Annotated in this window: 11 protein-coding genes; all 11 read left to right on the forward strand. The window is 34.4% G+C overall.

Going from position 1 to position 17,198, the window contains the following annotated elements:
* The 11 genes from mfd to lysS all read left to right on the forward strand — a co-directional run bounded on the left by mfd (nucleotide 1) and on the right by lysS (nucleotide 17,122).
* Nucleotides 1-3,498 (forward strand): transcription-repair coupling factor, encoded by a 3,498-nt coding sequence (gene mfd / locus H0I41_RS01495; RefSeq protein WP_135014284.1) that lies wholly within the window; start codon nucleotides 1-3, stop codon nucleotides 3,496-3,498.
* A gap of 16 nt (nucleotides 3,499-3,514) precedes the next feature.
* Nucleotides 3,515-3,757 (forward strand): RNA-binding S4 domain-containing protein, encoded by a 243-nt coding sequence (locus tag H0I41_RS01500; protein ID WP_004898904.1) that lies wholly within the window; start codon nucleotides 3,515-3,517, stop codon nucleotides 3,755-3,757.
* 88 nt (nucleotides 3,758-3,845) lie between these two features.
* Nucleotides 3,846-4,223, forward strand: a complete 378-nt coding sequence (locus tag H0I41_RS01505) for an FtsB family cell division protein (RefSeq protein WP_004895915.1) — start codon at nucleotides 3,846-3,848, stop codon at nucleotides 4,221-4,223.
* On the forward strand, nucleotides 4,223-4,579 hold the full coding sequence (locus H0I41_RS01510; RefSeq protein WP_011161465.1) for a S1 RNA-binding domain-containing protein: 357 nt from the start codon (nucleotides 4,223-4,225) through the stop codon (nucleotides 4,577-4,579). Before H0I41_RS01505 ends, H0I41_RS01510 begins: the two co-directional genes overlap by 1 nt.
* Nucleotides 4,580-4,601: 22 nt before the next feature.
* On the forward strand, nucleotides 4,602-5,897 hold the full coding sequence (tilS, locus tag H0I41_RS01515) for a tRNA lysidine(34) synthetase TilS (RefSeq protein WP_135014283.1): 1,296 nt from the start codon (nucleotides 4,602-4,604) through the stop codon (nucleotides 5,895-5,897).
* Nucleotides 5,898-5,980: 83 nt separating this feature from the next.
* Nucleotides 5,981-8,107, forward strand: coding sequence for an ATP-dependent zinc metalloprotease FtsH (gene ftsH / locus H0I41_RS01520; protein ID WP_014567079.1), 2,127 nt, complete (start codon nucleotides 5,981-5,983; stop codon nucleotides 8,105-8,107).
* Nucleotides 8,108-8,177: 70 nt separating this feature from the next.
* The gene (locus H0I41_RS01525; RefSeq protein WP_113886619.1) at nucleotides 8,178-10,865 is read left to right on the forward strand and encodes a YfhO family protein; all 2,688 of its coding nucleotides are present in this window, start codon (nucleotides 8,178-8,180) and stop codon (nucleotides 10,863-10,865) included.
* A 62-nt stretch (nucleotides 10,866-10,927) separates the two neighbouring features.
* A complete protein-coding gene (locus H0I41_RS01530) occupies nucleotides 10,928-13,570 on the forward strand; it encodes a YfhO family protein (protein WP_135014282.1) in 2,643 nt (880 codons plus the stop codon).
* Between the two features lie 53 nt (nucleotides 13,571-13,623).
* A complete protein-coding gene (hslO, locus tag H0I41_RS01535) occupies nucleotides 13,624-14,499 on the forward strand; it encodes an Hsp33 family molecular chaperone HslO (protein WP_004898919.1) in 876 nt (291 codons plus the stop codon).
* Between the two features lie 59 nt (nucleotides 14,500-14,558).
* The gene (gene dusB, locus H0I41_RS01540; protein WP_011161470.1) at nucleotides 14,559-15,566 is read left to right on the forward strand and encodes a tRNA dihydrouridine synthase DusB; all 1,008 of its coding nucleotides are present in this window, start codon (nucleotides 14,559-14,561) and stop codon (nucleotides 15,564-15,566) included.
* A 14-nt stretch (nucleotides 15,567-15,580) separates the two neighbouring features.
* On the forward strand, nucleotides 15,581-17,122 hold the full coding sequence (gene lysS, locus H0I41_RS01545; protein ID WP_011161471.1) for a lysine--tRNA ligase: 1,542 nt from the start codon (nucleotides 15,581-15,583) through the stop codon (nucleotides 17,120-17,122).
* Nucleotides 17,123-17,198: the final 76 nt, after the last annotated feature.

The following is a 17,198-nucleotide window of genomic DNA, read 5'->3' on the forward strand; positions in this document are numbered from 1 at the left end:
ATGAACATTACAGAGTTAATAAAAAAAGATAAAGAGTTAAATAATTTTATTGAAAAAGCTCCAGTAGAAAAAAGATCACTTTTAACTGGAGTAAATTCAGGTGCTTTTGCTGCTGTACTGATGCAAATGCTAAAAGTTTGGCAGCAGCCATTGATTTTAGTTGAAGATAATGAAGAAAAGGCGCAGACGCTTTTAGATGAATTGGGAAACTTATTGCCTGATGATATGGTATTTAGTTTTCCAGTTGATGCTACAATTGCTACCCAAACGGCTATTGCATCTCCGGACGAACTTAGTCAAAGATTGCAGACCTTAGAGTTTTTAGCTGAAAAGAGAGCGGGGATTGTTGTAGTAACGCCTCAAGCTTTACAGTATAAGTTGAGTGATCCGAGAGATTTTACTAAGGCAAAAAAGATATTTAAGCCTGAGGCAGAATTCGACTTAGATAAGTTAACTGAATGGCTTACGCAGGCAGGCTACCGCAGAGAAAGCATTGTAGCCCGTCCTGGAGAATTTGCTCGTCGAGGAGATATTCTTGATATTTATCCTTTGGATCAAGAGAATCCGATTCGAATTGAATTCTTTGGGGATGAAGTTGATACCGTAAAGGAGTTTGATTCAGCTACACAGCGTAGTTTAGAAGAAAAAGACAGTATCTCAATTGGCCCAGCTCTAGATCGAGTATTTTCACCACATAATTTTCAAGAAGCGGTAGAAAAAATAAAGCAGGATATGAGCGAATCAATTGCTGAAGAAGAGAGCGTTAAAAATCATTTTGTTAAGGCAATTGATCTATTAGAAGCTGGTGGTTTGCCAGATAACTATGCCTTTTTAATTGATTATTTACTTCCGCGATCTTTTAATTTAATTGATTATTTAGATAAAGATGGCTTATTACTATTTGATGATTGGCAGTCCATAAAAAAGAATGTAGCTGATGTGGATGCTCAAAATGAAGCTTTTATTTCCGAAGAAATAAAAGCCGGAGCAATGCTGAATATTCAAAAATTACGCCATAGTTTTGAGCGAGTTGTTCAAAAATCAAAGCAAGCTCAGATTTTATTCTCGCTTTTCCAAAAAGGAATGGGCCGATTAAAATTTGATCAAATTCTTAACTTTACCACACGAGAAGTTCAACAGTTCTTTAGTCAAATGCCTTTGATTAAAAGTGAGCTAATACGATTTTCTAATGAAGAAAATACAGTTATCTTGCAAGCTGATTCGGAAACTCGTGCCAAGCAAATCGCTCAAAATTTAGTTGATTATGGTGTTGATATTCCGGTTGTAAAAGCAGATCAACTTTTATCAAATAAAGCTCAAATAACTGTAGGTAATTTTGCACATGGTTTTGCTTTACCTAGTTTAGATTTGGTTTATTTAACTGAGCGAGAATTATTCAATCAAAGACCACATCACCGCAAACGTGTTAAAACTCTTGAAAATGCTCAACGGTTAAGAAACTATAATGAATTAAAACCAGGCGATTATGTTGTTCATGTCAATCATGGTATTGGACGGTTTGAAGGAATTAAAACATTAGATGTAGATGGTAAAAAACGTGACTATATCACTATTACTTATCAACATCATGATCAGCTATTTGTCCCTGCTGACCAATTAGGTTTAGTACAAAAATATGTGGCTTCTGAAGGCAGAGTTCCTCATATTAATAAATTGGGAAGCTCTGAGTGGACTAAGACTAAAAAACGGGTTCAGTCAAAAGTTGAAGATATCGCAGATGATTTGATTGAACTGTACGCAAAACGTGAATCTGAAAAAGGATTTGCTTTCAGTCCAGATGATGATTTACAAAAAGAATTTGAAGATGCTTTTCCATATCCTGAAACTCCAGATCAGCTTCGTTCAATTAGAGAAATTAAGGCTGATATGGAAAGTCCGAAGCCAATGGATCGACTTTTAGTGGGAGATGTAGGCTTTGGTAAAACTGAAGTTGCCTTGAGAGCCGCTTTTAAAGCAATTCGGGATGGAAAACAAGTTGCCTTTTTAGCTCCAACTACTATTTTGGCGCAACAACATTTTGAGACCATGCAAGACCGCTTTAAAGATTTTCCAGTCAATTGTGCGCTTTTATCACGTTTTCAAACTCCTGCTGAAGTGAAGGAGATAGTTGAAGGTGTAAAAAGTGGCAAGATTGATATGGTCGTTGGAACACACCGCTTGCTCTCAAAAGATGTCCAATTTAAAGACCTAGGCTTGTTAATTATTGATGAAGAACAGCGATTTGGAGTTAAGCATAAGGAAAGGCTAAAAGAATTAAAAGCCAATATCGATGTTTTGACTTTGACTGCTACTCCAATCCCTCGTACTTTACATATGTCGATGGTAGGAGTACGAGATCTTTCAGTGATGGAAACGCCACCTACTAACCGTTATCCAATTCAAACTTATGTTATGGAGGAGATGCCAAGTATTGTTCGTGAGGCAGTCCTTAGAGAAATGAAGCGTAATGGGCAAGTATTTTTCTTACATAATCGGATTGATGATATCGATAAAGTTGTTAGCCAATTAGAGGAACTGATTCCAGAAGCCAAAATTGAATATATTCATGGTCGCATGAGTGAAAACCAAATGGAAGATATTATGTATCGTTTTTCAAAAAACGAATTTGATATCTTGGTAACAACAACAATTATTGAAACGGGCGTTGATATGCCAAATGTTAATACTATGATTGTTGAAGATGCAGATCATTATGGATTAAGTCAGCTATATCAATTACGTGGTCGAATAGGCAGAAGTGCCCGTTTAGCCTATGCCTATTTCCTTTATCAACCAAATAAAGTCTTAACTGAAATTGGTGAAAAACGGCTTAGTGCAATCCGCGACTTTACTGAATTAGGATCCGGCTTTAAAATTGCCATGCGTGATTTATCAATTAGAGGGGCCGGTAATATGCTTGGAAAACAGCAGCATGGCTTCATTGATAGTGTTGGCTATGATTTATATGCCCAAATGTTAGACGAAGCAATTAAGAAACGTAAAGGTAAAAAAGTTGTGGTTAAATCTAATGCAGAAGTTCAATTTAATTTGGAAGCATATATTCCCGATGATTATATTGCAGATCAAGAGCAAAAAATTGAGTTCTATAAGAAAATTAAGGGGATCAATGATCAAAAAGAGGCGGACAATATCGCAGATGAATTAATTGATCGCTTTGGTGATTATCCACTTGCTGTAGAAAATCTTTTGAATGTATCTACAGTTAAGGCAGATGCAGATTTAGCTCAAGTTGTATCTCTTACTCAAAAATCAAATGATAAGTTGCAAGTCATTTTTAATAATCAGGCTAGTGAGGAATTAGAAGGGCCAAATATTTTTAAGGCCCTAGAACATGTATCCCTAAGAGCACGAATTACTATGGATCCGCAAAAGAGATTGAACGTAATGCTTGAGCTTGAGAAAAATATGAGTACTAGACAATTATTTAATGAGCTTCATACATTCTTAGAAGCAGCTAGTGAGATTGTTCAAAAATAAGGAGAGAAAGAAAGTAATGAGAATCGATAAGTTTTTAAAGGTATCTAGATTAGTTAAAAGACGTACTGTTGCTAAAGAAATGGCTGATCAAGGACGAGTAAAAGTTAATGACCGAGTAGTAAAATCTAGCTATGATGTTAAACTGGGTGATGTTATTGAAATCGGATTCGGTACAAAACAATTAAAAGCTCGTGTACTTGACTTAAGAGAAACAACTAAGAAGGCAGAAGCCAGTGACTTGTATGAGCTAATTGATTAATGACAAGGGAAGAGTAAGGTGTTATATTAATACCAAGTGGTGATATAATTAAGATTTAGAATATTAACGAAAAGGCAGGGACATCCGTATGCAGAGAGGGCCACGACTTTATAATGCCTTAAGCGATGAAGAACGCCTAGCACGTTTGCGACGTAAAGCAGCTAGAAAAGAAAAAGAGGTTCATCGCGTAAGGAAGAACCGAATTATTGCTTGTTTTGCAATTGCAATTTTAATTTTTGGGCTGCAACTAATTATGGTTCATGTGCAAACTGGTAGAATTAATAGTCAAATTCAAACTAATAAAGCAGAGTTAAACCAGGTTAACAAAACCAATAAAAAATTAAAATCACAGGTTGCAGACTTAAAAGATCCTGATTATGTGGCTAAAGTAATTCGCTATAAGTTCTATTATTCTAAATCTGGTGAATCAATTTATACTCTTCCTGAAAAAGAGGAGGATTATTAGTGAAATTTCCAATTGGATTAAGGCTCAATGCTAAAGTGAATAATATTACTAAACTTGGGATTTTTGTAACTTTACCACATCGACATCATGGTTTGATTTTCCATAAAGACTTCGGTGATAAGTGGGAAAGTGCTAAAAAGAAGTATAGTGTTGGAGACGAAATCCGTGTTGTTGTGATCAATAATCATGAAGGAAAAATTTCTCTATCATTGAGTCAGGTAAATAATTCTGATTTAGTTGATCCAACTAATGAATTTAAAGATAGCAAAGATTTTACTCCACTAGCTAAATTATTAGAGAAATCTACTGATAAAATAGCTAATTTAAAAAATCAATTGAATTTAAGTGACCGGTAGGGGTCACTTTTTTAATCTAAAAATGACAAAATTTACAACTTTTTTTACTGAAAATAATATTGAAATAAAAAATAAAAAATTTTTACTGGCTGCAAGTGGCGGTCCAGATTCAGTAGCGTTGCTGAAGATGCTGTTTAATTTTTTACCTAATCCATCTGAACAATTGATTGTTGCACATTTGGACCACTGTCTAAGAGATGATAGCTTTTTAGAAAGCCAACTTTTACAAAGATTAACTTCAGCCCTTAAAGTAAAGCTAGTAGAAAAAAAGTGGCCAGTTGAACTTCATCCGCAAGCTGGGGTTGAAGCAAAAGCCAGAGAGTACCGTTATGCATTCCTGGCAAAGGTTGGAAGAAAGTATCAAACTGATTATCTTTTAACAGCACATCACGGGGATGATTTAATTGAAAATATTTTATTGAAGTTTATTCGCTCTGGGGATGTAGCTGAAATGAATAGTCTTCAAATTGTGGGAAATCTCGGTTCAATGAAATTGTTGCGCCCTTTAGTTAAATATTCTAAAGATGAATTATTGAAATATGATAAGGACCACCATCTTGATTTCATTGAAGATAAAACTAATTTTGAAGATGACACTTTAAGAAATCGTTTGAGACATTATGTTGTTCCATTATTAAAGAAAGAGACAAGTCATCTAGTTAAAAATGCTAACCACTTTAGTGAGAGTGTAGCGTTACTTTCAAAGTGTCAGAGTGATCTCTTTGATAGTTTACCTTCTCCAATAAATTTTAGTAAAGCACTACGGGGTAAAAAGGAAGATATAGCTCGGTTAAATACACATGAAGCGGCAGCTTTTTTTGATTATTTAATCTATAAAAAGTGGCATCAAAGAATCCATTTTGATGAAATTGACTTGAATAAAAATGTGATTTTCAATAAAGAAAATTTTCAATTGCTTTTTTATCAAAAATATTACTATTTGATTAATAGAAATGAATTAGCTGTAATTGATCCTAAAAGAAAACTAGTTAAATTAAATGAAAAATTTTCTTTTAACGGAAAAAAATATTTAATTACCCAGGATGAAAAGTCACAAAAATTGGCTGGTTATTTTTATGGCGAAAAAGCAAAGTATTTAGAGGTAGGGAGCTTGCCACAAGGTAGTACATTAAAGTTAGCTACAGGAAAACAAACTAAGGCTAAGAAAAAATTTGCTGAAAATGGGATTCCTTTAGCTTTAAGGCCGTATTGTTTGACAGTCTGGCAAGAGGAAAATCCAGTCTATGTTGAAAGTGTTTATCAAAATCAAGAATATAACCCCAATTTTATACGCTATAATGTATATATTTATTTTTAAGTTTATGCAAAGTTCTATGGTAAAAGCATAATTTGTGGTAAAATCGTTGGAGTAATTCCAAGAAGTGTCGCGGAGGTTAATAGATGAAAAATAGAAGAAATAGACTGCTTTCTAACGGTCTTTTCTATATCATAGTATTCGTGATCCTCTTGGCTGGAATCAATTGGGCCGTGGGAGGCTCCGGTAGTAACGGTTCCACAGAAAATATCCGTTATTCTCAATTAGTAAAAGATTTAAAAGCGGGTAAAGTCAAGAGTATCAATGTACAACCATCTAATGGTGTATATACGGTTACTGGATCTTATAAGAAAGCTCAAAAGTCAAATAATCAAAATAATAATGGATTTGGACTAATTCCAAGTTCACAAAGTAGTAATGAAGTAACCCGGTTCAGTACTACGATGCTTCAAAATGACTCAATGGTTAAGACAATTTCCGATCTTGCCCAAAAGAGTGGGGCATCTATTTCTGGACAAGGTGAATCTCAATCTGGAACCTGGATCTCTACGATTGTGATGCTTGTCCCAACTTTGATTTTTATTGTCATGCTTTGGATGATGATGAATCAAGGTGGACAAGGCCGTGGCGGCGGTATGATGAACTTTGGTAAGTCACATGTTAAGCCACAAGATCCAAGTAAAAACAAGGTTAGATTCTCAGATGTAGCTGGCGAAGAAGAAGAAAAGCAAGAATTGGTTGAAATTGTTGAATTCTTAAAGAATCCAGCAAAATATACTAAATTAGGTGCTCGAATTCCGGCTGGTGTTCTTCTTGAGGGTCCTCCAGGTACTGGTAAAACTTTACTTGCACGTGCAGTTGCAGGTGAAGCCGGTGTACCATTTTATTCAATTTCTGGTTCAGACTTTGTAGAAATGTTTGTCGGTGTTGGTGCATCTCGTGTACGTGATCTGTTTGAAACAGCTAAGAAAAATGCACCAAGTATCATCTTTATTGATGAAATTGATGCTGTTGGACGTAAACGTGGTAATGGCGTAAGTGGTGGCCATGACGAAAGAGAACAAACTTTAAACCAATTACTGGTTGAAATGGATGGTTTCGAAGGTGATGAAGGTGTCATTGTTATGGCAGCTACTAACCGTTCTGATGTTCTTGATCCCGCACTTCTTCGTCCTGGTCGTTTTGACCGTAAGGTTTTAGTTGGTCGCCCAGATGTTAAAGGCCGTGAAGCTATTTTAAAGGTTCATGCTAAGAATAAACCTTTAGCCCCTGATGTTGATTTAAAGGAAGTAGCACGTCAAACTCCTGGCTTCGTTGGTGCTGATCTTGAAAATGTTTTGAACGAAGCTGCTTTAGTTGCTGCTCGTCGTAATAAGACTGAAATTACAGCTTCTGATATTGATGAAGCTGAAGATAGAGTTATTGCCGGCCCAGCTAAGAAAGATACTGTTATTTCTCCAGAAGAAAGAAAACGTGTTGCCTACCACGAAGCAGGACACGCAATTGTTGGATTGGTTCTTAGTGATTCAAGAACTGTTCGTAAGGTTACAATTGTTCCTAGAGGCCGTGCTGGTGGATATAACATCATGCTTCCAAAAGAAGATGAAAACATCATCACTAAGAAGCAGTTGATGGAACAAGTTGCTGGTTTAATGGGTGGTCGTGCTGGTGAAGAAGTAGTTGTGGGCGATAAGTCTACTGGTGCTTCAAATGACTTTGAACAAGCAACTAACATCGCTCGGGGTATGGTTACTCAATATGGTATGACTGATGTTGGTATGACTGAGCTTGAATCTCCAAGTATGCAATCACCTTATGGAACTAAGCCATATAGTGAAGCTACAGCTGCTAAGATTGATGAAGCAGTTAAAGAAATTCTTGATGAAGGTCATAAACAAGCCGTTGATATCATTAAGAGTCACCGTGAAACTCATAAGATTATTGCTGAAGCCTTACTCAAGTATGAAACTTTAAACGAAAAACAAATTCTTTCATTATTCAAGACTGGTAAAATGCCTGAAAATGATGAAAATGAATTTCCAAGTGAGTCTAAAGCTTCAACTTATGAAGAGGCAAAAGCTGCAATGGAAAAGAAGGATCAACAAAGAGAAGAAACTGAAAACAAGGATGATAAAGAAGATATTCATCCACTTCCTGATGATCATAAGAATATTGATAATATTCCTCTTAATCCACCATCTGAAAAGAATGAATCTGATGATCATAGTTCAGATGAAAACAAGGATGATTAAGAGTTTATTGTAAGAGTGATGTTTAAACTCCTTTCTAATACTGAAATTACAGATTTTAGAAAGGAGTTTTTTGGTATTAAGAATGAAATATTTAAGTAAAAAAGAAAAAAAGATTTTAAAGGTAAGCCTAATAAGTTGTTTAACAACTATAGTTCTCTTTTTCCTTTTATCTACTTTGACCGATTGTAACCCAATCTTTGGGGGAGTTCTGTATAGTGGGGATTTACCAAATCAATATTTGTCCTTCTTTCAATATTATCGTCATTTAATGCTCGGTAATTGGAGTAGCGCAGGATTTAGTTTTCTCAATGGTTTGGGTGGAGATATGGCCGGAAATATTGGCTATTATCTTCTTAGCCCACTCAATTTTATTGTGTTCCTTTTCCCAGCAAGTAAAATGAATATTGCTGTGTATATTATTATCCTGATCAAATTAGGTTTAATGAGTGGAACCTTTACTTGGCTGACTCTGAAATGGTTTAAGTTTAAGTATCAAGCATATCCTGTCTTTTTAGGAATTGCTTACGGCTTGAGCGGCTATTCGATTGCCTATGCTGGAAATGTAATGTGGTTTGATGGTTTAGTCTTACTTCCGTTAATTTCCTATGCATTGATCAGAGGAATCAGGAAGAATGTTTGGCTGGCTTACAGTATTTTACTAGCATGTGCTATCATTTTTAATTACTATATTGGCTACATGATTTGTATCTTTTTAGTAATATTGTTTTTGGCATATACAGTTAACAATTTTGAAAATCGCAAAACTTTTCTTCATCAATTTACCGGTTTTGCAATTAGTTCAATCATTAGTGGGTTAATCAGCGCAGTAGTTATTCTGCCAACTTTCTTTAACCTTTCTAGCAATAAGTTGTCTCAGGCAGACTTTAATTCTAATTTTGAAATTAAAACTTTAATTAGTGGCGGAAAAGCTGTTTCACGATTATTTATTGGCGATACTTACAATGATTGGGCACCAATTTTTGTTGGTACGTTAGTTTTAATTGTATTTATTCTTTACTTTATTGATGGACGTAACTCTATCAAAGAAAGAATTACTAATCTAGTTATTGGACTATTTTTTGTGTTGAGTATTACTGTGCCAAAAATCTATCTCTTTTGGCATGGTGGTCAACAAACTATTGCTTATCCATATCGTTTTGGATTTATTATTGTATTCTGGTTTTTACTTTTGGCGGCAAAAGAACTCTCTAATTTAAGTGAGTATCGAAAAGAAAGTAAAAACGAAAGACTCATTGCTGCTGGAATTTACTTACTTGTTAGTTTAGCAGCTGTATATATTCGTCGTAGAATTGGACCATGGAATGGTTATGCTTGGCTGGCAGTTGTCCTAGTAATTATATTTGGAATCTTGGTTTATTTCTCTGATAAACGATTTGTTCGTGTAACTTTATTATTGGTAGGATTAGTTGAATTAGCCGGTAATGCCTATATTGGTTTGAATCACCTCGGAATGAAAAGTGGAGCATATCCATCTTATGTGTCTGAGAATCAGAGTATTATTTCTCGAATTCCAAATTCTGATAAAACGGGTAGATTGGCTAAAAACTATGAACTAAATAATGATCGCGGTGAGGGATACACTTTTAATTACCGGGGGATGGAAGAATTTTCATCAAATAATGATTCTCGCATTAGTTCATTAATGACTGATCTTGGTTTTTCAACTTTTCGTTATTTCTACTATTATCAAACAGGTACTGTAGTAACAGATGCTATTTTTAATGTAAAAACGTTTATTAATAGTTCGCTTTCTAATCAAAGTGTTTCACCAGAATACATTAGCTATGGTTTGAGAAATGATTTAAAGAACCATCCTGTAATTCTAAAACAGGGTGATAAGACGGCCTATCGAAATGAAACTTTACCTTTTGCCTTTGCAGGTGGTTTAGCTAATAAGCTGAAGTTTAAAGAAGAAAATCCAGTATATAATCAAAATTTGGTTTTAAATTCTTTAACTCAAACTAAAAAAGATGTTTTGAGCTATAGCTCTAAAAATGCTGAAATTAATTCTAAGAATATAAATCTTAAATTTAAGAAAGGTAAGTTTAAAGCTAAGAGAACTTCCGAAAATCCTGGTACTATAACCTTTACATATAGCAATTTGAAACCTGATCAAGTTGGTTATATCCGCTTTAGTAAGAATTTAATGGAGCAGATTGTGGTTTTAAATAGCTATCAAATGAAGCAAAAACCGGATTACCGTTTACCATTTACTGTCTCAATTAATGGAAAAGATGTTCATCTTCAACAATACACAGATCAACTTATTGGAGTTCAAGCTGATAAAGACGGAAAACTGGTAGTGAAGATGACTTTAGACGGAAAGTCAAATGAAGTTGAGTTTAAATATCCACGTTTTGTGAATATTGATCAAACTGCATTAGAAGATAAGGTTAAAAAAGCTCAAAATAATCGCATGAAGTTTTCTGCGTTTAGGGATAGCTATGTAGCTGGAACAGTAAAGACTGATAAAAATGAAAACTTAGCAACCACCATTCCTTATAGTAAAGGATGGCGAGCAGAAGTTGACGGAAAACCAGTTAAAATTAATCGAACTTTGAAAGTATTTATTGGCTTAAAATTAAAGCCGGGAACTCATCAAATAACTTTCAAATATAGAACACCTGGTTTCGTCATCGGTGCTTTACTAAGCATTATCGGTATTATTGCCTTAGCTATATATACGGTCTATCTAAAGAAAAATAAAACATCTATTAGTCAGAAAACTAATAAATAGGTGAAATAAAGATTGTACACCCCTCTAAAATTAGAGGGGTGTATTTAGAATTAAGGATAATAATGAAAAAGTTGAGTAAAGAAAAGAAAAATATTCTGAAACTGTGTTTGATAAGTTTCGGAATAACTATAGCGATTTTCCTAATTGTATCTAGTTTGGCAAATTGTAATCCGTTTTTAGGTGGAGTTTTATGGGGTGGAGATTTACCAGATGAATATCTGTCATTTTTTCAATATCTTCGTCGTTTGATTTTAGGAAACTGGAGTAGTTTGCAATTTAGTTTTGCTAATGGGTTAGGCGCGGATATGGCTGGAAACATTGGTTACTATCTTGCTAGCCCCTTTAATTTACTAATTTTATTATTCCCAGCTAGTCAAATAAATTTAGCACTTTATGTAATAATTATTATCAAATTAGGTTTAGCTAGTGCAGCATTTACATTTTTAATCTTAAATTTTTTCAATTTTAAAAATCAGATCTATTCAGTTTTTCTGGGAATTATTTATGGATTAAGTGGATACTGCATCGGATATGGAGCAAATTTAATGTGGCTCGATGGAGTAATCCTATTACCATTAATTATTTATGCTCTGATCAAAGGTTTAGTTAAAAGACACTGGACTCTTTATATTGTCTTGCTAGCATGTGCCATAATTTTTAACTATTATATTGGCTACATGATTTGTATCTTCATGGTAATTGCCTTTTGTGCTTATACAATCAATAATTTTAAGGATAAAAAAATATTCATCCAGCAGATAATTGATTTTGTAATAAGTTCACTAATTAGTGGGCTAATTAGTGCGGTTATTACTTTACCAACCTGGATGAATCTATCTAATAATAAATTTGCTGAACACACTATCAATGAAGGTTTTAGACTAAGTCCAGTTTCTTCAATTGCTAAAAGCATATCTGCTCTCTTTATGAAAAATACCTTTAATGGATCGCCCCTTTTATTTATTGGTACTTTAGCAATAATTATTTTTATTTTGTACTTTATTGATAATAAGAATTCAAAAAAAGAAAGAATTATTAACTTAGTGATTGGTTTAGTTTTTCTACTAAGTTTGGTTCAAACAAAAATCTATCTTTTCTGGCATGGAGGACAAAAACCAGTTGGTTTTCCATATAGATTTAGTTTTATTATTATCTTTTGGATTTTATTATTAGCTGCAAAAGAATTAGCAGGTTTTGATTTAAAGAAAAAACAACTTCTATTAGCATCAGGAATCTACTTCGTTGTTGGACTTTTAGTGACTGTCTTAAGACTGCACTATGGAAAATACGATATGTATATGTTGGTTTCGCTGGGCTTAATTATTTTGTTTAGTATTTTACTTTATTTTTCAGACCATAAATCATTTCGTTTTGTTCTCGTGATGGTAGGAGTAGTAGAGATTGCTATTAGTAGTTATCTTATGTTGGATCGAATAGGGATGAGAAGTAATATATACTCTAATTATGTAACTGAAAACCAAGAGTTATTTGATCATTTGCCAGCTAGTGTTAAAAGTAAAAGAATAGCCAAAAATTATTTTTTAAATAATGATCGTGGCGAAAGCTACGCATTTAACTACAAAGGAGCAGAGATTTTTTCTTCTAATAATGATCCCAAAATTAGTAAATTATATGCTAACTTAGGATTATCAGCATATGGTTATTATTATTTCTATAAAACCGGAACAGTAGTGACTGATGCTATTTTCAATATTGGTGGTTTTATTGATAATTCCTTACCAAGTCAGAGTATCTCCCCTGAATATATTAGTTATGGGCTGAGAGATGATTTGAAAAATAATCCAATTTTATTAAAAGAAAAGCAGTACACAGCATATCGAACTGATACATTACCACTTGTTTTTGCTGGTAATTTATCTAATAATTTAAAATTTAAGAGTGATGATCCTGCTTATAATCAAAATTTAGTTTTAAATTCGTTAACTCAAACTCAAGGAAATGTCTTAACTTATAGTCCAAAAGTTGCAAAAATTAAAGTAACTGATAGTAAGTTGAATCAAGAAAAGAAGAATTTTACAGTAACTCGGACATCTGATAAAGCGGGAAGTGTAACTTTTACTTTTGACGGTTTGAAACCAAAAGAAACGGCGTATGTTCAATTTGGTAAAGATTTAATGGGATTTGCGGATCCACTAACTACTTATCATGCAAGTCAGGATGGAAATAATAAGCCTGAATTAAGCATTACCGTTAATAAAAAAGATGTTCGACTTCAACCACAAGTTAAACAACTAATTGGTGTTCGAGCAAATCAAAAAGGACAGGTCCAAATTAAGTGGAGCCTAGCAGGAAATAAACGAATTCTGACTAGTGAAATGCCACGTTTAGTAAATATTAATTCAACTTTATTGCGCTCTAAAGTTTCACAAGTTAATAATAAAAAACAGATGCACTTAACAACTTTTAGAGATAATTATCTATCAGGAAAAATAAATACCACTAAAAACGAAAATCTGGTAACTACTATTCCATACAGTAGGGGCTGGAAAGTAAAAGTAGATGGTAAACCAATTAAAGTGAGCCGAACTTTGGATGTATTTATTGGTTTAAATATGAAACCTGGTAAACATACTGTAGTAATGAGATATAGGACTCCCGGATTGCTTATTGGAGTTATAACAAGTATCATAGGTATAATCTTACTAGTGGTATTTAATGGGTACTTGGAAAAGAAAAAATATTAGTCAAAGAATAAAGTCTATAATTTATAGGCTTTATTTTTTAGGAGGAAGAAAAAATGAAAGATTATTTAGTAAAAGCAATTGATAAAACTAAAAATTTACGATTAATTACGGTTGATGCTAAAGATTTAGTAAGTGAAGCACAAAAAAGACATGATACTTGGAGTGCATCTTCAGCTGTGCTTGGAAGAACACTTATTGGAGGATTACTCTTGTCAGCAGCTTTATTGAAAGATAAAGATGAATTAACTGTTAGGTTACTTGGAAATGGTCCAGTGGGAGCAACTATTGTAACAGCAAAAGCTGATCTAACAATTAAAGGATATATCCAAAATCCTCATATAGCCCTTCCACCTAAAAAAGATGGACATATCGATGTGGCAAAAGCCGTTGGAAAAGGTTGGCTTGAGGTAACCAAAGATCAAGGTTTGAAGGAACCATATACAGGTCAAGTTCCAATTGTTAGTGGGGAGATTGCAGAAGATTTTACATATTATCTAGCCAAATCAGAGCAAATTCCTTCAGCTGTTGGTCTATCAGTATTTGTTGAGCCTAATAATGAGATTGGGGCAGCTGGCGGATTTATTTTACAGGCATTACCTGGAGCTACTGATGAGCAATTGGCTGAAGTTGAAAAGAGAATCAAGGCTCTTCCTAATCTTTCTACTTTATTTTTAGATGGAATGACACCTGAAAATTTGGCAGAGAGAATCTTAGGGACTGATTGTAAAATTTTAGCTAAAGAAGATGTTTCTTTTGCTTGTGATTGTTCGAAAGAAAAATATAGTCAAATCTTGGCTACCTTAAAACCAGCACAATTAAAAGAAATGATTGAGAAGGATCATGGCGCAGAGTTAGTTTGCCGCTTTTGTAAAGAAAAATATCATTTTACTGAAGATGAGTTAAAAGATGTCCTTAAGAAGGCAAATTAAAGTGGTGTGTAATGAATAGTTTTGCTATGATATTAGGGTATTTGAAAGGGTGAGCAAGTGTGAAAAACGATAGTTGGAAAATTAGGGATGTTGAAATTCCTAATCGTGTAGTAGTTGCACCGATGGCTGGAATTTCAAATGCTGCTTTCCGAGTAGTATGTAAAGAATTTGGTGCAGGCCTAGTAGTGTGTGAAATGATTTCAGATCATGGAATTATTTATCGCAATAAAAAGACCTTGGAAATGTTAACGGTTGATCCTCGTGAACATCCAATGAGTATTCAAATTTTTGGTGGTAGTGAGGAAACTTTAGTTGAAGCTGCTCATTATGTTGATACTCATACAGCAGCTGATATTATCAATATTAATATGGGTTGTCCTGTACCAAAGGTAACAAAAACTGATGCCGGAGCTCGTTGGCTATTAGATCCAAATAAGATCTATCAAATGGTCCATGCAGTTGTTCGTAATGTAAGTAAACCAGTTACTGTTAAAATGAGAACAGGCTGGGATCAAAAACATATTTTTGCTGTTGAAAATGCTTTAGCTGCTCAAGAAGCAGGTGCTAGTGCTGTTGCTATGCATGGCCGGACTAGAAAGCAAATGTACATGGGCGAAGCTGACTGGGAAACTTTGAAGGATGTAGCAGATGCTTTGACTATTCCTTTTGTTGGTAATGGGGATGTTACTACTCCTGAAAAGGCAAAAGCAATGTTAGAAGATGTTGGAGCAGATGCAGTGATGGTTGGTAGAGCGGCTTTAGGGAATCCATGGATTATTAAAGATATGGTTCACTATTTGGATACCGGAGAGAAACTACGTCCACAAACTGTTGAAGAAAAAGTAGAAACTGCTAAAGATCAATTAAATAGATTGATTGATTTAAAGGGAGAAAAAATTGCTGTTCCCGAATTTAGAAGACAAGCAGCTTATTATTTAAAAGGAATTCCCCGTTCAGCTCGAACCCGTGCTAAAATAAATGATGTTTGGACGAAAAAAGAAGTTTTTGACTTGTTAGATGATTTTGTGGAAAAATATGAAGCGAGACAAAAGCAAATTAACCAATAAAAGGAGTTTTTAGAGTGGCAAAGAATGAAATGAACGACCAACTAATCGCTCGTCGTGAAAAAATGGACGAAATGCGTGAAAACGGTATTGAACCTTTTGGCGTAAGAAAATTTGATCGTCAAGACTTAGCTCGTACTTTGAATGAAAAGTATAGTAATGAGGATAAAGATGAATTAAATGCTGATATGCCTATGACTAAGATTGCAGGTCGTATGCTTGCAAAACGTGGTAAGGGTAAAGTTGGATTTGCAGATCTTTATGACCGTACTGGTAAAATTCAAATTTACGTACGTAAAGATATCGTTGGTGAAGATAACTACAAGATTTTTAAGAAGTCTGATATTGGTGACTTTTTAGGTATTGATGGTGAAGTAATGAAGACCGATACTGGTGAGTTGACTATTCGTGCTACTCACATTACTTTCTTGTCTAAGGCTCTTCGTCCATTGCCTAATAAATGGGATGGTTTAAAGGATGTTGAACAAATTTATCGTCAGCGCTACCTTGACTTAATTACAAATCATGATAGTTACATGCGTTTTGTTCACCGTACTCAAATTATTCAAGCTATTCGTGACTATTTGAATAATAGAGATTTCTTAGAAGTTGAAACTCCAGTTCTCCACAATATTCCTGGTGGTGCTGAAGCTCGTCCATTTATTACTCACCACAATGCTTTGGATATTGATCTTTACATGAGAATTGCTTTGGAACTTCCATTGAAGCGTTTAATTGTTGGTGGTATGGAACGTGTTTATGAAATCGGCCGTGTATTTAGAAATGAAGGTCTTGATACTAAGCACAACCCAGAATTTACTGAACTTGAAACTTATGCAGCTTACTGGGACTTCCATGATGTAATGGATGAGGCAGAAGGAATTATTAGAGCAGCTGCTAAAGTTGTTTCACCAGATGGTAAGATTACTTACCAAGGAACTGATATTGACTTAGGTAAGCCATTCCGCCGTGTTCACATGGTTGATTTAATCAAGGAAAAGACTGGTGTTGACTTCTGGAAGCCAATGACTATTGAAGAAGCAAGAAAAGTTGCTGATGAACACAACGTTCACTATGAAAGCTACTGGAAGGTTGGCCACATTATTAATGCCTTCTTTGAAGAATTCGGTGAAGGATCAATTGTTCAACCTACTTTTGTTTATGGACACCCAGTAGAAGTATCACCACTTGCTAAGAAGAATGCTGATGATCCAAGATTTACTGATCGTTTTGAAATCTTCATTATGGGTGCAGAATATGGTAATGCATTCTCAGAATTAAATGATCCAGATGATCAACGTCATCGTTTCGAAGACCAAATGGCTGAAAGAGAAGCTGGTAACGATGAAGCAGATATGATTGATGAGGATTACCTTCGTGCTATGGAATTCGGTATGCCTCCTACAGGTGGTCTAGGTATTGGTATTGATCGTTTGGTAATGCTTTTAACTGATGCTCCTGCTATTCGTGATGTCTTACTCTTCCCAACAATGCGCCCTGAAAAGGTTGAAAGTGTTGAAGCAGAAGTTCAAGAAGATTTGAAGAAAAAGAACAAATAGTTTTTGCTAAATAGACTGTCGTAAATGACGGTCTATTTTTTTAATATTTTTTCAAAAAATACTTGCAATAAAAAGA

The sequence above is a fragment of the Lactobacillus johnsonii genome, from assembly GCF_014058685.1.
Classification (GTDB): Bacteria; Bacillota; Bacilli; order Lactobacillales; family Lactobacillaceae; genus Lactobacillus.